Below are 19,191 nucleotides of genomic sequence, written 5' to 3' on the forward strand. Positions count from 1 at the left end.
GCCTCACTCGCCGCCCGCTGCGGGCAGCCAGGCCCGGGTAAAGTCAAACCAGCCCAGGGCGTTAAGCGCGATGCCGTTAACGCCCGGCGGCGCGCTGATTTTGTACTGATAGTTGAACAGCGGCGTCAGGGTACCGTCTGCCATCAGCCGGTGGAAAACCTCGCGCAGCGCCGCGTGGCGGACGTCTGCATCCTCTTTTGCCTGCACGGCGTCCAGCGTCTCGCCAAGCCGGGTATAGCCCACGCGGCCGAGCACCCGGGGCCACAGCGGATCGCAGCGCAGCCACTGCTCAAGCACATATTCCGGCGCCTCGCCGATCAGGCGGTCGCCCATCAGCAGATCGGCATCGGCCAGCGCCGGGCAGTCGTCCCAGCTTTTTGCATTGTGGAAAACCACCGTCAGGGTGCATCCCTGTTCGGCCAGCAGGTCGCGCAGCCGTTCGGCCATCGTATGCAGCTCTACCGGCAGGTGGTAGACCAGCGTCAGCCGCGCGGGCAGGGCCACCCCCGGATCGTCATCGGCAAGCGGGATCGCCCAGCCCGGCAGCAGATCGCGGCTGGGGGCGATCAGATCGTCATCCAGCGGCAGGTTCTGCAGCAGCGGAGTGCGGTGGATGAGGTTGATTATCCTCCCGGCCTGGGCCCGGCTCAGGCGGCGGCTCCTGCGCAGCGCCAGATAGCAAAAGCCGAGGCTGATGCTGCGGCTTACCATCTGCAGGCTGGAAAGCTCCTCCGGCGCGCCGATGGCTATCTGCACCGGATGGCGGCAGCTGGTGCCGAGATCCTGGCCGAACAGGCCCGGCGTTATCCAGTACTCGATAGCCTGTATCAGCGGGTGGCTCAGGTGATAGCGATCGTGATTCTCCAGGCGAATCAGCTCTGGCCCGAACCTTTGCAGGCGGAAAGGGCCGGTGCCGGTTTCCGGCTGCCGCGGATGCGCCAGCCGGCTGCAGTAGCTCGCCAGCCGGTGGGCCAGCCAGTAGTCCGGGCGGGAGAGGATAAAAGTCAGACCCTGGCCGGGCGTGGCTTCTATACGCCGCACGCTGGCAAACAGCCTGCGCAGCGGGGGCAGGGCGAGCAGCATCTCAAGCCTCTCCGCCAGCTGCGCGGCGTGGACCGGATCGCCGTTATGCCAGCGGAGGGTTGAGCGGATATAGAAGTGCCAGCGCAGACCGCCGTCGCCGATCCGCCAGTGGTGGGCCAGATCGCCCTCGGGTTCGTCCGCGCGGGAGTTAAAGCGCGTCAGTCCGGAGAAGATCTGTCCGCTGAGGTGCTGCTCGGCCCGGCCCGGCATGAAACCGGGGCGCAGGGGTTCCAGCGGCCGGTAGTAGGGAATGCGCAGGGTGGCTGTATTGTTCTGCCAGCGCCCGCCGAGAATGGGCTGCAGCAGGGCGCGCAGCGCGACCGGCGCCAGCTGGGCCAGCGCCAGCGCGCTCTGCTGCTGGCCGCTCTCCAGCGCCTGCTCCATCATCGTATTGCGCAGCTGCTCCGGATCGACCAGGAAGGTGAGGGTGCCCCGCCTGCCGCGCCCGGCCTGCGCCTGCCAGCGCAGCCATCCGGCCTCGCTGGCCTGGCGCAGCAGGGTGCGGACGTGGCGTTCGCTGCAGAAGCAGCGTGCGGCCAGCTCGGCGATGGTGGTCTGCTGCGGCGCGCCGGAGGAGGGCTGCCACAGGCGCTGGAACTGGTTGAGGCGGTTGAGCTGGCGCATCGTGCAATAAACCCGGAACAATAAAAGTTATCTAATCACTATTCCTTCCGTATATCCCGGGAGATACTTTTCCGCAAGCGACATTCATCACACTCCGGGGGAGAGCATGGCAAAACTGGCGGCATTTGATATGGATGGGACCCTGCTGATGCCGGACCACCGGCTGGGGGAGCAGACGCTGCGCGCCCTGGGAAGGCTGCAGGCGAGCGGCGTCACTCTGGCGTTCGCCACCGGCCGCCACACCCTTGAGATGCGCTACCTGATGCGCGATCTCGATCTCGACGCCTACCTGATTGCCGGCAACGGCACCCGCGTTCACGCCCGCGACGGCGCGGTGCTTCACCGCTGCGATCTCGCCCCCGACGTGGCTGAAGCCGTGCTCCACAGCCGCTGGGATACCCCGGCCACGCTCCACGTTTTTAACGATGACGGCTGGTTTACCGACCGGGCGGCGCCCGCGCTGCTGGAGGCCCACGGTTTCAGCGATTTTCGCTACCAGCTGCGCCCGCTTAAAGCGATCCCGGCCCATGAGGTCACCAAAATCTGCTTCTGCGGCGATCGCGAGGCGCTGACCCGCCTGCGCATTCAGCTGAACGACGCCATCGGCGGCCGGGCGGATATCTGCTTCTCCGCCGTGGACTGTCTGGAGATACTGCCGGCCGGCTGTAATAAAGGGAGCGCGCTGGCGAAGCTCGGCGAGCATCTCGGCGTGAGTCTCGATGAGTGCATGGCCTTCGGCGATGCGATGAACGACAGCGAAATGCTGGGCGCGGTCGGCAGAGGCCTGATTATGGGCAACGCCATGCCGCAACTCAGAGCCGCGCTGCCGCACCTGCCGGTTATCGGCCACTGCCGCGGGCAGGCGGTCGCCCACTATTTAAACCATTGGCTGGATACTCCACATCTTCCTTATTCCCCCGAATAAAGAGACCCTTCCGGCAGGCCCGGCTTCTGGTGAAGCCGGGCCTTTTTTCATGCCCGCCACTAGATGACGAATAGCCTTCTCAAGTGCGCGGTTATGCGGTTATAAGCTGGATCCTCACTGTGCTATTTTTCTCTTTTTTTGGCATGTAGACAGTGATATGCAAATTTATAAAGAGATCGCTCCCCGTTTTGTTAATCAGTTCAGCTGTAAAGGTACCGATTGCCCAATGACCTGCTGTCAGGGCTGGAATATTTATATCGATAAAAAGACGCACCTCAGCTACGTAAACGCCAGTAACGATGTTATTGCCGCTAGTGCGAAAGAACATCTGCTGTTAACCCGCAAAGGGAAAAACCACTATTCGGTCGTCAAATTTAACGACCAGGGCCTGTGTCCCTTCGTCGATGAACAGCGGCTCTGCTCAATCCAGCGTGAGATGGGGGCGAAAGCATTATCGAAAACCTGCTCAGTATATCCCCGCATCAAAAAAGAGTACTTAAATGCCACGCGCCACTCGATGACGCTTTCCTGTCCGGAGGTCGTGCGCCTGGTGCTGTTTGATCCGCAGAGCATGCTGCTGGAGGAGCGCGCCAGCCTGAAGGCGTGGACCCGGAAAAACCGGCCCGAGCAGCGGGTGCGCGACGACGAGCGCAGCCAGATTATCCACCTCTTCGCCTGGAATATTATTAAATCTCCCTCTCTTCGCGTTGAAGAAAATTTGATGGCGCTGGCGCATTTCATTCTCTATCTTCAGCGTATTGAATTTGATGTCTATCGCCGTCTGGACGACATTGAGGCTTATTATCATGGGCTGCTGGATACCCTGCGCGCAGAGGAAACGCTGCTCGCGCCGCAGCACACCGCCGAGTCGGTAGTGCTGAAAATTAAATCCCTTTCGGTACTGGGGAAATATGTCGCATCGCGGGATAACCGTAGCCGCTATATTCGCGAAGGACACCGCCTGCTGGCTGAATTTATCGATCCGCAGCCTACCTCCAGCGCTGCTGCGCTGGAGGAGAAGTTTTCCCGCATCGAGGCGCAGTGGCAAACGCTGTGCGGCAGCTCCTGTCTTAGCGCGCCGCACGTGCTGCGCAACTATCTGCTGTATAAGATTTATCACAGCAATTTTCCGCAAAATTCACTGGCGACCCTGCTGCGCCAGTTCAGCCTGCTGGTGCTGGACTACTTCTATATTAAACAGCTGATCGCCGTCAGGTCGCTGAATGAACCGCTCACCGAGGAGGTCGTGCTGAAAACCATTGCCAGCTTTGCGGAAAAAACAATGCACTCCAGCGTCATCGGTATCGAGCTTAATGAGGCGCTGGATATGATTAACAGCGGTGACGACCTCTCCTGCCTGCTGCTTCTGGGCCAGTAGGACGGCGCGTCACCGGTAACTCAGTCGGCAAGCAGTTCAGCCTGTTTGGTCCGCCACGGCCCTAAATCGCCAATATTCGCCGCGACCCACGCGTCGTTATAGTAGGTATCGAGATAGCGTTCGCCGCTGTCGCACAGCAGCGTCACAATGGCGCCGCTCTGTCCGTCGCGGCGCATGCGCGCCGCCAGCTGCAGGGCCCCCCACATATTGGTACCGGTCGAGGCGCCTACCTTGCGCCCGAGCTGGCTCTCCAGCCAGCGGGCGGTGGCGACGCTGGCGGCGTCCGGCACCCGCAGCATCTCATCCACCACGTCAGGAATAAACGACGGCTCGACGCGGGGGCGGCCGATGCCCTCGATTTTGCTGCCGCAGACGCTGCGCAGGGCGGCGTCGCGCTGCTGCCAGAAATCAAAGAACACCGAGTTTTCCGGATCGACCACCGTCAGCTGCGTCGGATGTCCCTTGCAGCGAATATAGCGGCCAATCGTTGCCGAGGTGCCGCCGGTGCCGGCGCTCATGACGATGTGGGCCGGGATCGGGTGCGGCTCGTGCTGCATCTGGTGATAGATGCTGTCGGCGATATTGTTATTGCCGCGCCAGTCGGTGGCGCGCTCGGCGTAGGTGAACTGATCCATATAGTGGCCGTTCAGTTCGCGGGCCAGTTGCTCCGAGGCTTCATAAATTTCGCAGGCGCTCTGCACGAAGTGGCAGCGTCCGCCGTAGAATTCAATCTGTTCCACCTTGCGCTTCGCGGTGCAGGCGGGCATCACCGCGATAAACGGCAGCCCCAGCAGACGGGCAAAGTAGGCCTCGGAGACGGCGGTGGAGCCGGAGGAGGCTTCGATAATCGTCGTTCCCTCTTTGATCCAGCCGTTGCACAGGCCGTAGAGAAACAGCGAACGGGCGAGGCGGTGCTTCAGGCTGCCGGTAGGATGGGTGCTCTCATCTTTCAGGTAGAGCGACACGCCGGGAAAGGCGGGCAGCGTCAGGCGAATCAGGTGGGTGTCAGCGGAGCGCTGATAGTCGGCGTTAATTTCGCTAATCGCGTGAGTGATCCAGCGGCTGTTCATCATAGTTTCCTGTTTGTTATTTTGTGCCCAGCTTAGCGAAAAGGCCGGAAAAAATTGTTGCTAATAAGACTTTAAAATAGACTTGCTGGAGAAAGATTTTCTCTCAGGAAGGCACATGATAGATAAAATTGACCGTAAGCTGCTTTCGCTGCTGCAGGAGGACTGCACGCTCTCTTTGCAGGCGCTGGCGGATGCCGTTAACCTGACCACCACGCCGTGCTGGAAACGGCTGAAGCGGCTTGAAGATGAGGGCATTTTGCTCGGCAGGGTCGCGCTGCTGGACGCCGAAAAGCTCGGGCTGGGGCTGACCGCCTTTGTGTTAATAAAAACCCAGCACCACAGCAGCGACTGGTATAATCGCTTCGTTTCACAAGTCACCGGCATGCCGGAGGTGCTTGGCTTCTGGCGCATGGCGGGTGAATACGACTACCTGATGCGGGTGCAGGTCGCCGACATGAAGCGCTATGACGAATTTTACAAAAGGCTGGTGAACAGCGTTCCCGGGCTCAGCGATGTGACCTCAAGCTTCGCGATGGAGCAGATTAAATACACCACGGCGCTGCCCATTTCATAATTCTCTGGATATTTCTGCGTGCGATTATTTGTACAACTAGGCTGGTTCTTCCGCCGCGAATGGCGACGCTACCTCGGCGCGGTAGGGCTGTTGATGATCATTGCCGTTCTGCAGCTTATTCCGCCGAAGGCGGTGGGCTACGTGGTGGACGGCGTTATCCGGGAGCACTATACCGCTGGCCGCGTGATGCTGTGGGTCGGCGCCCTGGCGCTGGTCGCGGTGATGGTCTACCTGTTGCGCTACGTCTGGCGCGTGCTGCTGTTCGGCGCCGCCTACCGGCTGGCGGTCGAACTGCGGGAAGATTTTTACCGCCAGCTCAGCCGCCAGCATCCGCAGTTTTATCTGCGCCACCGCACCGGCGACCTGATTGCCCGCGCTACCAACGACGTTGACCGGGTGGTGTTTGCCGCCGGCGAGGGCGTACTGACCCTGGTCGACTCGATGGTGATGGGCTGCGCGGTGCTGATTATTATGTCCACTCAGCTCAGCTGGCAGCTAACCCTGCTGGCGCTAATCCCGATGCCGATTATGGCGCTGATGATCAAACACAACGGCGACGTGCTGCACGAGCGTTTCAAGCTGGCGCAGGCCGCCTTCTCCAGTCTCAACGACCGCACCCAGGAGAGCCTGACCAGTATTCGCATGATTAAAGCCTTCGGCCTGGAGGAGCGCCAGTCGGCGCAGTTTGCCGCCGATGCGGCGGACACCGGCGCGAAGAACATGCGCGTGGCGCGCATTGACGCCCGCTTCGATCCGACTATCTATATCGCCATCGGCATGGCGAACCTGCTGGCGATCGCCGGCGGCAGCTGGATGGTGGTGCAGGGCAGCCTGACGCTGGGCCAGCTCACCAGCTTTATGATGTATCTGGGCCTGATGATCTGGCCGATGCTGGCGCTGGCGTGGATGTTTAATATCGTCGAGCGCGGCAGCGCCGCCTATGGGCGCATCCGCAGCCTGCTCGCCGAGGCGCCGGTCGTGCAGGACGGCGACGCGACGCTTTCAGCCGGGCGCGGGACGCTGGCGGTGAACATCGATAGCTTCTGCTATCCGCAGGCGGCGAAGCCGACCCTGTCTGACGTCCACTTCACCCTCCGGCCCGGGCAGATGCTTGGGCTCTGCGGCCCGACGGGCTCGGGGAAAACCACCATTCTGGCGCTTATCCAGCGCCACTTCGATATCACCGAAGGGGAGATCCGCTTTCAGGATCTGCCCCTGACACGGCTGCGGCTGGACGCCTGGCGCGGGCGCCTGGCGGTGGTGAACCAGACGCCGTTCCTCTTCTCCGACTCCGTCGCCAGCAACATTGCGCTGGGCAAGCCCGACGCCTCCCGGGAGGAGATAGAGCAGGCGGCGCGGCTCGCCAGCGTCCACGACGATATTTTGCGCCTGCCCGACGGCTATGAGACGGAAGTCGGCGAGCGCGGCGTGATGCTCTCCGGCGGCCAGAAGCAGCGTATCTCTATTGCCCGGGCGCTGCTGCTCGACGCCGAGATCCTGATCCTCGACGATGCCCTGTCGGCGGTCGACGGCCGCACCGAGCATCAGATCCTGCATAACCTGCGCCAGTGGGGCGAGGGGCGGACGGTGATCATCAGCGCCCACCGTCTCTCGGCGCTGACCGAGGCCAGCGAGATCATCGTGATGCAGAGCGGGCGCGTGGCCCAGCGGGGCCAGCACGAGCAGCTGGTAGCCGATGCGGGCTGGTATCGCGATATGTACCGCTATCAGCAGCTGGAAGCGGCCCTCGATGAGGCGCCGGAAGCGCTGGAGGAGGCCGCCGATGCATAACTTTAAACAGCTGTGGCCGACCCTTAAGCGCCTGCTGGCCTACGGCTCGCCGTGGCGCAAACCGCTGGGCATCGGCATGGTGCTGATGTGGATTGCCGCCGGGGCCGAAGTCTCCGGTCCGCTGCTGATAAGCTACTTCATCGATAATATGGTGGCGAAAAGCCACCTGCCGTGGGGGACGATCGCCGGCCTGGCGGCGGCCTACGTGGGGCTACAGCTGCTGGCCGCCTCGCTGCATTACGCGCAGGCGCTGCTGTTCAACCGCGCCGCCGTCGGCGTGGTGCAGCAGCTGCGCACCGATGTGATGGACGCCGCCCTGCGCCAGCCCCTGAGCGAGTTTGACGTCCAGCCGGTGGGGCAGCTGATTTCCAGAGTCACCAACGATACCGAAGTGATCCGCGATCTGTACGTTACCGTGGTCTCGACGGTGCTGCGCAGCGCGGCGCTGATTGGCGCCATGCTGGTGGCGATGTTCAGCCTCGACTGGCGCATGGCGCTGGTGGCCATCGCCATTTTCCCGGCGGTCATCGCGGTGATGATTATCTATCAGCGCTTCAGTACGCCCATTGTGCGGCGGGTTCGCGCCTGGCTGGCGGACATCAACGACGGCTTTAATGAAGTGATTAACGGCATGACCGTGCTGCAGCAGTTTCGCCAGCAGGCGCGCTTCGGCGAGCGGCTGGGGGCGGCGAGCCGGGCGCACTATGCGGCGCGGATGCAGACCCTGCGCCTCGACGGCTTCCTGCTGCGCCCGCTGCTGAGTCTTTTCTCTTCGCTTATTCTCTGCGGGCTGCTGATGCTGTTTGGCCTCACCGCCAAAGGCACCATTGAGGTCGGCGTGCTGTACGCCTTTATCAGCTACCTCGGCCGCCTTAACGAGCCGCTGATCGAACTGACCACCCAGCAGTCGATGCTGCAGCAGGCGGTGGTGGCCGGCGAGCGGGTTTTCGAGCTGATGGATAAGCCGCAGCAGGCGTGGGGCGATGACGACAGGCCGCTTGCCAGCGGCAGCGTTGAGTTCGATAACGTCGCTTTCGCCTACCGGGACGACCGGCTGGTGGTGAAGGACATTAATCTGCAGGTGCCCTCCCGCAGCTTTGTGGCGCTGGTCGGCCATACCGGCAGCGGTAAGAGTACCCTTGCCAGCCTGCTGATGGGCTACTATCCGCTGACCCGCGGCGAGATCCGCCTCGACGGGCGCCCGCTTTCGTCGCTCAGCCACGGCGCGCTGCGCCAGGGTGTAGCGATGGTGCAGCAGGACCCGGTGGTGCTGGCGGATACCTTCTTCGCTAACGTGACCCTCGGCCGCGATATCAGCGAGGCGCAGGTCTGGCAGGCGCTGGAGACCGTACAGCTGGCCGAACTGGCTCGCGGCATGGCCGACGGTATCTACACCACGCTTGGCGAGCAGGGCAATAATCTCTCCGTCGGCCAGAAGCAGCTGCTGGCCCTGGCCCGCGTGCTGGTCGATACGCCGCAGATCCTCATTCTCGATGAGGCCACCGCCAATATTGACTCCGGTACCGAGCGCGCCATCCAGCAGGCGCTGGCGAAGGTGCGCCAGCACACGACGCTGGTGGTTATCGCCCACCGACTGTCCACGATTGTTGATGCGGACACCATCCTGGTCCTGCAGCGCGGGCAGATCGTCGAGCGCGGCGCCCATCAGCAGCTGCTGGCCGCAAAAGGGCGCTACTGGCAGATGTATCAGCTGCAGCTGGCGGGCGAAGAGCTGGCCGCCTGCGCGCAGAAAGAGAGTCTTCCCGCCTGATGCACCAAAATCAGGCAATCTGATAACACCACCGCACCCTGGTGCAGTCGCGACAGGCGATGCGCACCAAAGCGGTGCGTATTCCGCCCGGCCGGGATCGCCATGATTTTCTTTTCCCCTGCACCTGCTCAGGCCGCGGCGCATCTGCGCGCCGTATCCCTCTGATATCCGCTCTGATTTTATTTCTGGCACGCCGATTGCTTTAGCAGACATGTATCTGCTGCTGCCGTTGGCGAATTCTGACTGGAGGGGATCTATGAAGCTGGTTACCGTGGTAATTAAACCATTCAAACTCGAAGACGTCCGCGAGGCGCTGTCTTCAATTGGTATTCAGGGGCTGACCGTTACCGAGGTAAAAGGCTTTGGACGTCAGAAAGGCCACGCCGAGCTCTATCGCGGCGCCGAATACAGCGTCAACTTTTTGCCGAAGGTGAAAATTGACGTGGCTATCGCCGACGATCAGCTCGACGAAGTGATCGACGTGGTCAGCAAGGCGGCCTACACCGGAAAAATTGGCGACGGCAAGATTTTTGTCGCCGAACTGCAGCGCGTTATCCGCATTCGCACCGGCGAAGCCGACGAAGCCGCGCTGTAATACCTGCACACAGTGATTAGGATCGAAACAATGAGAAAAATACTGTTAAAAACTGCCCCTGGTCTTCTGGCGCTGCTGCCTGCCCTGGCAATGGCGGCCCCTGCCGAAGCCGACAAAGCAGATAACGGCTTTATGATGATCTGCACCGCGCTGGTGCTGTTCATGAGTATTCCGGGTATTGCCCTGTTCTACGGCGGCCTGATCCGCGGCAAAAACGTCCTCTCCATGCTGACCCAGGTCACGGTCACTTTCGCGCTGGTGTGCGTACTGTGGGTGGTTTACGGCTATACCCTCGCCTTCGGCACCGGCGGCAACTTCTTCGGCAGCTTTGACTGGGTGATGCTCAAAGGTATCGAACTCAAGGCGCTGATGGGCACGTTTTATCAGTATATTCATGTGGCTTTTCAGGGGTCTTTCGCCTGTATTACCGTGGGCCTTATTGTCGGCTCCCTGGCTGAGCGTATCCGCTTTTCTGCAGTGCTGATTTTTGTGGTGGTATGGCTGACTTTCTCCTATGTGCCAATTGCGCATATGGTCTGGGGCGGCGGCTTGCTGGCAACGCACGGCGCGCTGGACTTTGCAGGCGGCACTGTTGTGCACATTAACGCAGCGGTGGCGGGCCTGGTGGGGGCGTACCTCATTGGCAAACGGGTAGGTTTTGGCAAAGAGGCATTCAAACCGCACAACCTGCCGATGGTCTTCACCGGCACGGCTATCCTCTACGTAGGCTGGTTTGGCTTCAACGCAGGCTCCGCGAGCTCGGCAAATGAGATTTCCGCGCTGGCATTCGTTAACACTGTGGTGGCTACGGCGGCGGCTATCCTCGCCTGGGTATTTGGCGAGTGGGCGGTACGCGGTAAGCCTTCTCTGCTCGGAGCCTGTTCCGGTGCGATTGCTGGCCTGGTGGGTATTACCCCGGCCTGCGGTTATATTGGTGTCGGCGGTTCGCTGCTTCTCGGCATAATCGCAGGCCTGGCTGGCCTGTGGGGCGTGACCACGCTGAAGCGCGTGCTGCGCGTTGACGACCCCTGCGACGTCTTCGGCGTCCACGGCGTCTGCGGTATCGTGGGCTGCATCCTGACCGGTATCTTTGCCTCCACCTCTCTCGGCGGCGTCGGCTACGCCGAAGGCGTCACCATGGGTCATCAGGTGATGGTCCAGCTGGAGAGCATTGGCGTGACGATCGTCTGGTCTGCCGTTGTTGCCTTCATCGCCTACAAGCTGGCTGACGTAACCGTCGGGCTGCGGGTGCCGGAAGAGCAGGAGCGCGAAGGCCTGGACGTCAACAGCCACGGCGAAAACGCCTACAACTCCTGATAGATTACCGCCCTCTCCGCGCGGAGAGGGCTTTGCTTTAGCTCCGCTTGCGCATCACCCCTTCCTGCACCGTTGACGCCACCAGCACGCCATCCTGGGTATAAAACTCACCGCGAACAAAGCCGCGCGCGCTCGACGCCGAGGTACTCTCCACGCTGTACAGCAGCCACTCGTTCATGTCGAACGGCCGGTGGAACCACATCGAGTGGTCAATGGTCGCGACCTGCATTCCCGGCTCGAGGAAGCCGACGCCGTGGGGCTGTAGCGCCACTACCAGGAAGTTAAAATCGGACGCATAGCCCAGCAGCGACTGATGGACGCGCAGATCGTCGGCGACCCGGCCGTTGGCGCGGATCCACACCTGGCGCGCGGGCGGCGCTACGTGTCCCTTCATCGGATTGTGAAACTCGACCGGACGGATTTCCAGCGGCTTGTCGCGCAGGAACTTCTCCCTAAGCGGCTGCGGCAGCAGGTGCGATAGCTTGTGGGCAATTTCAAGCTCGGAGGGCAGGCCGTCGGGCGAAGGGGCTTCGGGCATACTTTTCTGATGCTCGTAGCCGGATTCCGGCGCCTGGAAGGAGGCGGTCATATAGAAAATAGGCTTGCCGTTCTGGATGGCGGCCACCCGGCGGGCGCTGAAGCTGTTGCCGTCGCGCAGGACCTCCACATCGTAAACGATAGGCTTCAGGCTGTCGCCGGGACGCAGAAAGTAGCTGTGGAAGGAGTGGACCAGACGATCCTCGGGGACGGTCTCTTTTGCCGCGTACAGCGCCTGGCCGACGACCTGGCCGCCGAAAACCTGGCGCAGTCCCAGATCTTCGCTCTGGCCCCGGAATAACCCCTCTTCGATTTTTTCCAGATTCAGCAGGGAAAGCAGATTAGCGAGAGCCTGACTCATAAATGTCCTCAACAAAAAAACGCGCGCGGGCGCGGGGGATGGCGTCAGTATAACGCAGTTTCGGAAGTGGTCCGATGGGTGCAATAGTCTGAATAACGGTTCCTTTCCAGGCGAATATCTGAGATCTGTGCCACACTTAAACTGTTTCTGACATTTTAACAACTCACTCTCGCAGACAAACTTGCTGCGGGAGCATGGATGGTAAGGAGAATAAAATGAAATGCGTGTATCTGTTAAGTGGTATTGCGATGGCCGTTGCTCTGTCCGCCTGTGCGGATAAAAGCGCAGACATTGCCGTTCCGGCGCCGAGTCCGAATACGTCGATCTCAGCCGCTCAGTCTACTATTCAGCAGCCTAATGTTTCCGGTACGGTGTGGATCCGCCAGCGCGTGGCCCTGCCGCCTAATGCGGTGCTGACCGTTACCCTGTCCGATGCTTCCATTGCGGACGCGCCGTCTAAGGTGCTGTCGCAGAAAGTGATGCGCACCAACGGCAAACAGGCGCCGTTCAGCTTCGTGCTGCCGTTTAAGCCGGCCGATATTAAGCCGAACGCGCGGATCCTGCTGAGCGCGGCGATCGCCGTGGACAACAAGCTGATGTTTATTACCGATACCGTCCAGACGGTGATCAACGACGGTGGCCGCAAAGCCGATCTGACTCTGGTTCCGGTCCAGCAGACCGCCGTGCCGATGGCGGCCAGCGGCGGCGCGGTAACGACGGTACCGTCAACATCGCCGACCAAAGTGACGCCGTCTTCGGCCGTCCCTGCGCCGACTCAGGTTCCCTGATAGCCGCATCCCCTCTCCGCCCGGAGAGGGGATTATTCATAGCGCCAGCAATAGCGCTGCATATCGATTTTTCCGCTCCCCGACACCTGAACGCCCTCCGACAGCAGCGCCTGGCGCTGGCGCTGGAGATCCGGCCCGCTCAGCGAAATGGTTCCGCTGCGGTTAACGACGCGATGCCAGGGCAGCGATGACCCTTCCGGCAGACGCTTCAGCACGCCGCCCACCTGACGCGCCGCGCGCGGTGAGCCGGCCAGTCGGGCCACCTCGCCGTAGGTGGTGACGCAGCCTTCAGGGATGGCGGCGACGATTTGCCAGACCCGCTGGGGGAAAGAATCACTGGATTGCATAGCCTCTCCGCGCGTCAAAAGGCTAAGGATAAGCCAGGCGCAGGCCGATGTGAAGGCAGCGAAATCCCGAACAGTGCGCAATAAACCGCCATACGCGCGACGGCGGGTTGCAATTGCCGCCCCGCGCAGGGATAATGCGCCTGCGCGTTGGTTAACAACGCTCTCAATGGGGGCTCTGTTGGTTCTCCCGCAACGCTACTCTGTTCACCAGGTCAGGTCCGGAAGGAAGCAGCCAGGGCAGACGACGTGGGTGCCGGGATGTAGCTGGCAGGGCCCCCACCCAATTCCGGGGCCTTCTCCGCTGTATATCCTCTCAATGCGCCAGCAATGGCAGACGCCCTCTGTGCATTCTTATGCGGTTATCTCTTTCGCTGCGGTGCCTGAGCAATGATGCGCATATAGTCATCCAGTACATGCTCGCCGCAGTACTGGTTCATTTTCTTAAAAATGGCGTTACGCGAGGTTTTTTTACAGGGGCAGTGCTCTTTATTACGATGCGTGCTCAGGGAGCCATCTTTAATGGTGAAATTGGTCTCCAGCAGCGTTTCGGTGTTTTTCTCTTCCAGAAAAATGGTGTTTTCGTAGCCGCCGTGATGCGGCGTGACGGCAAAAGGATAGCCAATGGCGGATGCCTCGATGGCGACCTGGCCAACTCCTGCAACGAACAGATATTTATCGGTGTTCTTTTTCAAAAATTTGATCGTTTCTATTTCGCCGATAAACGCGCTGAGGGCGACGCCCTTTTTGACGAGGAAATCAACGATGCTGGCGCTCACTTCATCCTTGAAGTTTCCGGCGATTTCATAGGTTATCCCCATGAAGTTACATAAATCAACAAAGTTAATAATTGTCGGCAGTTTGTCTTTGGATAAGCGGGAGACGATTAACGCTTTTTGCTGATTTTTATATGACCATACGGGGGACGCAGGGAAAGAGAGCCAGTTCGGGATTATGCGGTAATTAGCGATGGTCGCCAGGCAGCGCCTTTCCGTGCTGGAGATAACGTAATCGACCTTGTTAACCTGCGCTGGCTCAAATTCAACTTCTTCATGAATACAGATGCCGGTAAGGAAATCCGCGGTAAAAAAATCGTCGCTTAAATCGTGAAAGAGCTTTGTTGATTTAAATTGAAACTCAACCACATCGGGCTTTACGACGGCCAGCAGCTGACAGAGATCTCCGGCAGATTCAGGCAGGGATAAGTTGCAGTACAGATTAACCTCATGCCTTAACTGGCAGTGATCGTTACTCTGCGTAATAAATACAGGTAAATAATTAAATTTCTTTAAGTATCTGGACAACTTATACAGCCGGCTTTCCACACCGCCGGTCGCCTGCAGATCTTTTATCACAAAGACAATTTTTTTAGACGCGGATTCGGAGAGGGTGCATAATGCTGCATCGTTGTTAAAAATATGCTTTTTGGTGTTGCTTTTTTTGATCCTGAACGTCAAAAAAGAGAGCAGCGTTACGCGGTCATAACCAATATGGCGGGTTATCTTAAATATTGAGAGACCAAAAAGTCTGTAATCGTACTTTAGGCCGATATTGCCAAATCCTTTTTTCTTAACAAATAAAGTCATAATGTTATTCGGATGAAATATTCATGTGTTTTCGGGTATTGCTGGCGCATAAGAAGCATTCAGAACGTTGCAAAAATTCATCAATAGAATGATGGAATAGTCTTACTCTCTGATTTTTCTTATCTGCAATAAGCGCACAACAAAAATATTACATTCACAACAATAAGTTTGACAATGTATGAATGTATCTGGGGCCGTTAGTTTCGCTCCACGCATTGATAAATTTTGCGCAATATAACATACGCGGAGATCAAGTAAAACGGGCCGACAGCAACATTACTGTCCCTCTAGTTATCAAGGCGCTATTTATCGGCGTCCGGCACAATATCGCGAGCGCATTAAATGCGCATTCGCTGTTTAAATAAATTTCGGCCCCGCGGTGTAAATCAATTCCATCTGCTAAACCTACAGCGCCCCTGTGAACGGCAGGCTCATGGCACCTTCGCCATCGCGGTAGCCTGCGCGGAATGTTATTGTCGCAGGCACTGCATCACGGGCACTGTCACCAGAATGTCATCGTTTTGTCACATAAAAAAGTCATAGTTTTCATGGCCGCGTGACGGCCAGAAGTAATAGCGCTTTTTACGGTTTAGCCGATTTATAACGCAGGACGTTACGTGATGAGTACGACAGTATTAAATGTCAAAATTGAAAGTGAGCTTAAAGATGCGCTGCGGCAGTACGCCGAAGCGCGCAGCCAGACGCTCAGCGTGAGCGTAGAGGCTCTGCTGCGCCACGCGCTCGACGGCGCCGCCGGTGACGTTGTTGCAACGGGCGACATCGACAGTCAGCATACGGAAGAAGACACCGCACCGCTGACGGCGAAAGAGCTGAAGGCCGTTCGCAAATTGCTGAAGAAAAAACGATGAAGCAGCCGCAGAGCGTTGCCGGCAGCTACGCCGAAGCCTGCGAGCTGCTCAGATCGGGGCAGGTCAAGCATGTTCTGCTTAACTGGGATATTGGCAGCGACGAGCTATTTCGCCTGGTCTCGGACTGGGGCGATACCGGCGCCAGAATCAAAAAGCAGGGCAATAACTTTATTATCTCACTGAAAGGATTTCCTGTTCCCCGCCAGCCGTGAGCCGGCGGTTTATTATATTATCTTCCTTGTCCGTAAATTATTCTGCTGACCGGTCAGTGATTCCCAGACCGGTCGCAGGGTGGTAAACGCTGACCGCAGATCAATATCGTGCTGGGTAAAGGGAAGGCGCAGCCAGCGGTCAAAGGCGCCGGAGAGGCCAAACCGCGTGCCGGTACCGAGATGAATGCCCGCACTTTCGGCCCTGGCGGCAAACCGCGTTGCCAGCATATCCGGCAGCTCCACCCAGAAAGAGAGGCCGCCCTCGGGCACCACGTAGCGCCACTCGGGGAAATATTCCGCCATCAGCGCGCTGCACATATCCCGGCGGCCTGCCAGCATTTTCCGCCTGGCGGGCAGCAGCCCTTCGGCATTATCCAGCAGCCAGCAGGCAGCCAGCTGCTCCAGCAGCGGCGACCCCAGATCCAGCGTGTCCCGGGCCTGTACCAGCGCGGCGATGGTCCGGGCTGAGGCGCGGATCCAGCCCAGCCGCAGGCCGCCCCAGAAACTCTTGCCGCACGATCCCAGCGTCACGATCGGCGCCTGGGGGTTAAAGGCCGCCAGCGGCGGCGGCGGGGGGGCGCTGTACCACAGATCGACCATCGTCTCGTCAATCACCAGCGCGGTTCGCGTGCGGGCCGCCAGATCGGCAACCCGCTGGCGGGTGGCGGCATCCATACAGCGGCCGGTCGGATTGTGAAAATCCGGCATCAGGTAGGCCAGCCGCGGCGACGTCTGGGCAAACGCTGCCGTCAGGCCATCAACATCCCAGCCCGTGGGCGACAGCGGCACGCCGACCGGCCGGCACGATGCGCCTTCAATGGCGGCGATCGCCAGCGGATAGGTCGGATTCTCCACTACGGCGCGGTCGCCGGGGCCGGTCATCAGGCGCAGGATCAGCGCCAGACCGCTGACGGCGCCGTTGACCACCATGATCTCCTCAGGACCTGTCGGCAGCCCGCGTCCGGCGTAGCGGCGGGCAATCGCCTCCCGCAGGGCGGGGAGGCCCTGAGGATCGTAGCCGGTGCTGGCCAGGTGGCCTGGCAGCAGCGTCAGGGCGTGGGAATAGGCCTGATGGACCTCCGGACCGGCGCTCAGCGCGGCGGTAGAGAGATCGAGCATATCGCCTGCCGTCATTCGGGTTGGTATCTGCTGGCGGGCCGGCAGAACGATCCGCGATCCGCTGCCCTGGCGGCTGGTAATAAAGCCCTCATCCCGCAGATGGCCCAGCGCGCTGGCCACCGTCGTCCGGCTTACGCCCAGCGCGGTAGACAGCTCGCGTTCGCCGGGCAGGCGGCTGTCGATAGCCAGCCTGCCGTCGAGGACCAGCAGGCGCAGCGCGTCGGCGAGCTGGCGCCAGCGCGGCGTGCGGGCGTTCGTTTCCTGCCAGTGGCCCAGCAGGCTCACCAGCGATTGGGATCCGGATCGGCGTAATACCATGTTCAGTCCACTTTTATATAACTGGCCATTAATTATAAGTCCATTTTTAACGATGATGTGCTTATCCGCAACGGTTAATGAGGTTTCTATGCTGCGTCGTCTGGTTCAACTCTATGCTGGCCTGTGCCTGTACGGTATCTCTATCGCGATGTATATCCGCGCCAGCCTCGGCGCCGATCCCTGGGACGTTTTTCACATTGGCGTGGCTAACCACATGGCTCTGAGCGTCGGCGCGGTGCTGATCGTCACCGGCGCGCTGGTGCTGCTGCTGTGGATCCCGATGCGGCAAAAGCCGGGGCTGGGCACGGTCAGCAACGTCATTGTGCTGGGACTGGCGGCAGATGCGACGCTCGCGGTGCTGCCCCAGGCTTCGGCCCTGATTTTCCAGGCCCTCCTGCTGCTGGCGGCGGTAGTGCTGAATGCGCTGGCCACCGCGATGTACATCGGGGCGGGTTTCGGTCCCGGTCCGCGCGACGGGCTGATGACCGGGCTGCACGCGAGAACCGGCTGGTCCATCCGGCTTATTCGGACGGCCATCGAAGTGGCGGTGCTGGCGGTGGGCTTTCTGCTGGGCGGGCCGGTGGGGATCGGCACCCTGATTTATGCTCTGGCTATCGGGCCGCTGATCCAGTTCTTCCTGCCCTGGTTCACCGCCGGCCGCGCGGCGAACGGGCGGGCGGAGAGAGCAAAAGCCGCGGGCTAAGGGCGGGAGGGGGTTGCAGTTTGCCGCGCCCGGGATTATATTATCGCAATGTTATACAGTAACAATTGAGGTAAGCCATGAAACCGGGTATCCATCCGGAATACCGTCCGGTGGTGTTTCACGACACCAGCGCGGACGTCTATTTCAAAATCGGATCGACCATTAAAACCGAGCGCGTCATTGAGTTCGAAGGGGAGACCTATCCCTATGTAACTCTCGATGTCTCTTCCCAGTCACACCCTTACTACACCGGGAAACAGAAAACCTTCGCCACCGAAGGCAGCGCCGCGCGATTTAAAGCGCGCTTTGGCGGTTTCCTTAACGCGAAGCGGAGCTAATCATGCAGGTGCTGAATTCTCTCAAAACGGCAAAAAATCGTCATCCGGACTGCCAGATCGTCAGGCGCAAAGGCCGCCTGTACGTTATCTGCAAGACTAATCCCCGCTTTAAGGCCGTTCAGGGGCGTAAAAAACGGCGCTAACGGGCCTGCTTTCGCCAACTTTCCAGGGTTGTCCTCTGCTTGCCGTCGCTGTCAAAATTATCGACGGCAAGCCATTTCCTCATTGCGCTATCCACCTGCGGCCATTCGCCGTCGAGAATTGAAAACCAGTCGGTGTCGCGGCTGCGTCCCTTAACTACCACGGCCTGACGAAAGCGCCCTTCATACTGAAAGCCGAGGCGCAGCGCGGCGCGGCGGGAAGGTTCATTCAGCGCGTCGCACTTCCACTCGTAGCGGCGATAGCCCAGCGTGTCGAAGGCGTAGCGCATCAGCAGCCAGTGCGCTTCGGTAGAGAGCGCTGTACCGCTCATCAGCGGCGAAAAGTGGACATAGCCCACTTCAATAACGCCATTTGCGGGATCGATACGCATCAGCGACAGAGAACCCACCGGCCGCTGGGTCTGCAGATCAATCACCGCATAATGAACGGGGTCCTCAAGCGCCTCTACGCTTTTGACCCATGCGAGGTAGGTTTCCGGCCGCGTGTCGGCCTCCCGCGGCAGCCAGGTCCAGCCGCGGCTATCCGCGGCGAGCTGATAGGCCTGAAACAGCGCCAGAGCGTGTTTACTGCTGAGAGGTTCGAGGCGGCACCGCTGCCCCTCAAGAATAATGCGCTGCGGGCGTGGGCGCGGCTGCCAGTCCGGCAATAGAGGCCCCACGGGCTGCCCGAATGGATTGACTTCACTCATCGCTGTCTCCTCACGTGAACTGTTTTGATAGTAACACG

At 60.0% G+C, this 19,191-nt stretch carries 20 protein-coding genes and 1 other RNA gene; 14 read left to right on the top strand and 7 right to left on the bottom strand.

All coding sequences use genetic code 11. The features are described 5' to 3' along the window. Positions 1–3: 3 nt before the first annotated feature. Entirely contained in the window at positions 4–1,707 is a 1,704-nt protein-coding gene (locus tag ENGE1_RS10630; protein ID WP_048253681.1) for an SgrR family transcriptional regulator, read from the bottom strand. Positions 1,708–1,813: 106 nt separating this feature from the next. Here ENGE1_RS10630 and cof point away from each other — a divergent pair, with 106 nt between their 5' ends. Beyond that, positions 1,814–2,632: an HMP-PP phosphatase gene (gene cof / locus ENGE1_RS10635; RefSeq protein ID WP_048253680.1), complete on the top strand. Its 819-nt coding sequence runs from the start codon at positions 1,814–1,816 to the stop codon at positions 2,630–2,632. Between the two features lie 157 nt (positions 2,633–2,789). Beyond that, positions 2,790–4,010 carry a flagellin lysine-N-methylase gene (gene fliB, locus ENGE1_RS10640; RefSeq protein ID WP_048253679.1) on the top strand — a complete coding sequence of 407 codons (1,221 nt, stop codon included), beginning with the start codon at positions 2,790–2,792 and terminating at the stop codon, positions 4,008–4,010. Positions 4,011–4,030: 20 nt separating this feature from the next. On the opposite strand, the gene ENGE1_RS10645 is transcribed toward fliB, so the two are convergent. Then, positions 4,031–5,080 (bottom strand): PLP-dependent cysteine synthase family protein, encoded by a 1,050-nt coding sequence (locus tag ENGE1_RS10645; protein ID WP_048253678.1) that lies wholly within the window; start codon positions 5,078–5,080, stop codon positions 4,031–4,033. 115 nt (positions 5,081–5,195) lie between these two features. On the opposite strand from ENGE1_RS10645, the gene ENGE1_RS10650 reads away from it, so the two are divergent. The 5 genes from ENGE1_RS10650 to amtB all read left to right on the top strand — a co-directional run bounded on the left by ENGE1_RS10650 (position 5,196) and on the right by amtB (position 11,128). After that, positions 5,196–5,654 carry an Lrp/AsnC family transcriptional regulator gene (locus ENGE1_RS10650; protein ID WP_043085610.1) on the top strand — a complete coding sequence of 153 codons (459 nt, stop codon included), beginning with the start codon at positions 5,196–5,198 and terminating at the stop codon, positions 5,652–5,654. An 18-nt stretch (positions 5,655–5,672) separates the two neighbouring features. Further along, a complete protein-coding gene (locus tag ENGE1_RS10655) occupies positions 5,673–7,445 on the top strand; it encodes a SmdA family multidrug ABC transporter permease/ATP-binding protein (RefSeq protein ID WP_048253677.1) in 1,773 nt (590 codons plus the stop codon). Beyond that, positions 7,438–9,216, top strand: a complete 1,779-nt coding sequence (locus ENGE1_RS10660) for a SmdB family multidrug efflux ABC transporter permease/ATP-binding protein (RefSeq protein WP_048253676.1) — start codon at positions 7,438–7,440, stop codon at positions 9,214–9,216. The genes ENGE1_RS10655 and ENGE1_RS10660 overlap by 8 nt, the downstream gene beginning before the upstream one ends. Positions 9,217–9,472: 256 nt before the next feature. After that, complete coding sequence (glnK, locus tag ENGE1_RS10665) at positions 9,473–9,811, top strand: P-II family nitrogen regulator (RefSeq protein WP_038155077.1); 339 nt, start codon at positions 9,473–9,475, stop codon at positions 9,809–9,811. 30 nt (positions 9,812–9,841) lie between these two features. Continuing rightward, on the top strand, positions 9,842–11,128 hold the full coding sequence (amtB, locus tag ENGE1_RS10670; RefSeq protein WP_048253675.1) for an ammonium transporter AmtB: 1,287 nt from the start codon (positions 9,842–9,844) through the stop codon (positions 11,126–11,128). Positions 11,129–11,165: 37 nt separating this feature from the next. Here the strand turns inward: amtB and tesB are convergent, their stop codons facing one another. Then, complete coding sequence (gene tesB / locus ENGE1_RS10675; RefSeq protein WP_048253674.1) at positions 11,166–12,026, bottom strand: acyl-CoA thioesterase II; 861 nt, start codon at positions 12,024–12,026, stop codon at positions 11,166–11,168. Positions 12,027–12,241: 215 nt separating this feature from the next. On the opposite strand from tesB, the gene ENGE1_RS10680 reads away from it, so the two are divergent. Then, complete coding sequence (locus ENGE1_RS10680; protein ID WP_043085600.1) at positions 12,242–12,814, top strand: YbaY family lipoprotein; 573 nt, start codon at positions 12,242–12,244, stop codon at positions 12,812–12,814. 32 nt (positions 12,815–12,846) lie between these two features. Here ENGE1_RS10680 and ENGE1_RS10685 read toward each other — a convergent pair whose 3' ends face one another. Further along, positions 12,847–13,161, bottom strand: coding sequence for an MGMT family protein (locus ENGE1_RS10685; protein ID WP_043085599.1), 315 nt, complete (start codon positions 13,159–13,161; stop codon positions 12,847–12,849). Between the two features lie 176 nt (positions 13,162–13,337). On the opposite strand from ENGE1_RS10685, the gene ffs reads away from it, so the two are divergent. Next, positions 13,338–13,434: signal recognition particle sRNA small type (ffs, locus tag ENGE1_RS10690), an RNA gene on the top strand. An 86-nt stretch (positions 13,435–13,520) separates the two neighbouring features. Here ffs and ENGE1_RS10695 read toward each other — a convergent pair. Continuing rightward, the gene (locus tag ENGE1_RS10695; RefSeq protein WP_048253673.1) at positions 13,521–14,744 is read right to left on the bottom strand and encodes a hypothetical protein; all 1,224 of its coding nucleotides are present in this window, start codon (positions 14,742–14,744) and stop codon (positions 13,521–13,523) included. 620 nt (positions 14,745–15,364) lie between these two features. Here ENGE1_RS10695 and ENGE1_RS10700 point away from each other — a divergent pair. Together ENGE1_RS10700 and ENGE1_RS10705 are read left to right on the top strand one after the other, a co-directional pair. Then, positions 15,365–15,613 carry a hypothetical protein gene (locus tag ENGE1_RS10700; protein WP_043085589.1) on the top strand — a complete coding sequence of 83 codons (249 nt, stop codon included), beginning with the start codon at positions 15,365–15,367 and terminating at the stop codon, positions 15,611–15,613. Beyond that, positions 15,610–15,825, top strand: a complete 216-nt coding sequence (locus tag ENGE1_RS10705) for a beta-ketoacyl-[acyl-carrier-protein] synthase family protein (protein ID WP_045288173.1) — start codon at positions 15,610–15,612, stop codon at positions 15,823–15,825. The genes ENGE1_RS10700 and ENGE1_RS10705 overlap by 4 nt, the downstream gene beginning before the upstream one ends. A 12-nt stretch (positions 15,826–15,837) precedes the next feature. On the opposite strand, the gene yczR is transcribed toward ENGE1_RS10705, so the two are convergent. Beyond that, on the bottom strand, positions 15,838–17,262 hold the full coding sequence (gene yczR, locus ENGE1_RS10710) for a MocR-like transcription factor YczR (protein WP_048253672.1): 1,425 nt from the start codon (positions 17,260–17,262) through the stop codon (positions 15,838–15,840). Positions 17,263–17,350: 88 nt separating this feature from the next. Here yczR and yczE point away from each other — a divergent pair, with 88 nt between their 5' ends. The 3 genes from yczE to ykgO all read left to right on the top strand — a co-directional run bounded on the left by yczE (position 17,351) and on the right by ykgO (position 18,446). After that, positions 17,351–17,965, top strand: a complete 615-nt coding sequence (gene yczE / locus ENGE1_RS10715) for a membrane protein YczE (protein ID WP_048253671.1) — start codon at positions 17,351–17,353, stop codon at positions 17,963–17,965. A gap of 77 nt (positions 17,966–18,042) precedes the next feature. Continuing rightward, positions 18,043–18,303, top strand: coding sequence for a type B 50S ribosomal protein L31 (locus tag ENGE1_RS10720; RefSeq protein ID WP_043085582.1), 261 nt, complete (start codon positions 18,043–18,045; stop codon positions 18,301–18,303). A gap of 2 nt (positions 18,304–18,305) precedes the next feature. After that, positions 18,306–18,446 carry a type B 50S ribosomal protein L36 gene (gene ykgO / locus ENGE1_RS10725; RefSeq protein WP_043085581.1) on the top strand — a complete coding sequence of 47 codons (141 nt, stop codon included), beginning with the start codon at positions 18,306–18,308 and terminating at the stop codon, positions 18,444–18,446. Here the strand turns inward: ykgO and ENGE1_RS10730 are convergent. Continuing rightward, positions 18,443–19,153, bottom strand: a complete 711-nt coding sequence (locus ENGE1_RS10730; protein ID WP_048253670.1) for a GNAT family N-acetyltransferase — start codon at positions 19,151–19,153, stop codon at positions 18,443–18,445. The genes ykgO and ENGE1_RS10730 overlap by 4 nt on opposite strands. Between the last annotated feature and the right edge of the window lie 38 nt (positions 19,154–19,191).

The organism is Pluralibacter gergoviae ATCC 33028 = NBRC 105706, assembly GCF_001598855.1.
Classification (GTDB): Bacteria; Pseudomonadota; Gammaproteobacteria; order Enterobacterales; family Enterobacteriaceae; genus Pluralibacter; species Pluralibacter gergoviae.

Bases quoted from the DNA above. Each gene is read 5' to 3' on its own strand.
- fliB (WP_048253679.1), top strand. From the start codon at position 2,790: ATGCAAATTTATAAAGAGATCGCTCCCCGTTTTGTTAATCAGTTCAGC.
- yczR (WP_048253672.1), bottom strand. From the start codon at position 17,262: ATGGTATTACGCCGATCCGGATCCCAATCGCTGGTGAGCCTGCTGGGC.
- ykgO (WP_043085581.1), top strand. From the start codon at position 18,306: ATGCAGGTGCTGAATTCTCTCAAAACGGCAAAAAATCGTCATCCGGAC.
- ENGE1_RS10730 (WP_048253670.1), bottom strand. From the start codon at position 19,153: ATGAGTGAAGTCAATCCATTCGGGCAGCCCGTGGGGCCTCTATTGCCG.
- cof (WP_048253680.1), top strand. From the start codon at position 1,814: ATGGCAAAACTGGCGGCATTTGATATGGATGGGACCCTGCTGATGCCG.
- amtB (WP_048253675.1), top strand. From the start codon at position 9,842: ATGAGAAAAATACTGTTAAAAACTGCCCCTGGTCTTCTGGCGCTGCTG.
- glnK (WP_038155077.1), top strand. From the start codon at position 9,473: ATGAAGCTGGTTACCGTGGTAATTAAACCATTCAAACTCGAAGACGTC.
- ENGE1_RS10705 (WP_045288173.1), top strand. From the start codon at position 15,610: ATGAAGCAGCCGCAGAGCGTTGCCGGCAGCTACGCCGAAGCCTGCGAG.
- ENGE1_RS10720 (WP_043085582.1), top strand. From the start codon at position 18,043: ATGAAACCGGGTATCCATCCGGAATACCGTCCGGTGGTGTTTCACGAC.
- yczE (WP_048253671.1), top strand. From the start codon at position 17,351: ATGCTGCGTCGTCTGGTTCAACTCTATGCTGGCCTGTGCCTGTACGGT.
- ENGE1_RS10660 (WP_048253676.1), top strand. From the start codon at position 7,438: ATGCATAACTTTAAACAGCTGTGGCCGACCCTTAAGCGCCTGCTGGCC.
- ENGE1_RS10700 (WP_043085589.1), top strand. From the start codon at position 15,365: ATGAGTACGACAGTATTAAATGTCAAAATTGAAAGTGAGCTTAAAGAT.
- ENGE1_RS10645 (WP_048253678.1), bottom strand. From the start codon at position 5,080: ATGAACAGCCGCTGGATCACTCACGCGATTAGCGAAATTAACGCCGAC.
- tesB (WP_048253674.1), bottom strand. From the start codon at position 12,026: ATGAGTCAGGCTCTCGCTAATCTGCTTTCCCTGCTGAATCTGGAAAAA.
- ENGE1_RS10630 (WP_048253681.1), bottom strand. From the start codon at position 1,707: ATGCGCCAGCTCAACCGCCTCAACCAGTTCCAGCGCCTGTGGCAGCCC.
- ENGE1_RS10680 (WP_043085600.1), top strand. From the start codon at position 12,242: ATGAAATGCGTGTATCTGTTAAGTGGTATTGCGATGGCCGTTGCTCTG.
- ENGE1_RS10685 (WP_043085599.1), bottom strand. From the start codon at position 13,161: ATGCAATCCAGTGATTCTTTCCCCCAGCGGGTCTGGCAAATCGTCGCC.
- ENGE1_RS10695 (WP_048253673.1), bottom strand. From the start codon at position 14,744: ATGACTTTATTTGTTAAGAAAAAAGGATTTGGCAATATCGGCCTAAAG.
- ENGE1_RS10650 (WP_043085610.1), top strand. From the start codon at position 5,196: ATGATAGATAAAATTGACCGTAAGCTGCTTTCGCTGCTGCAGGAGGAC.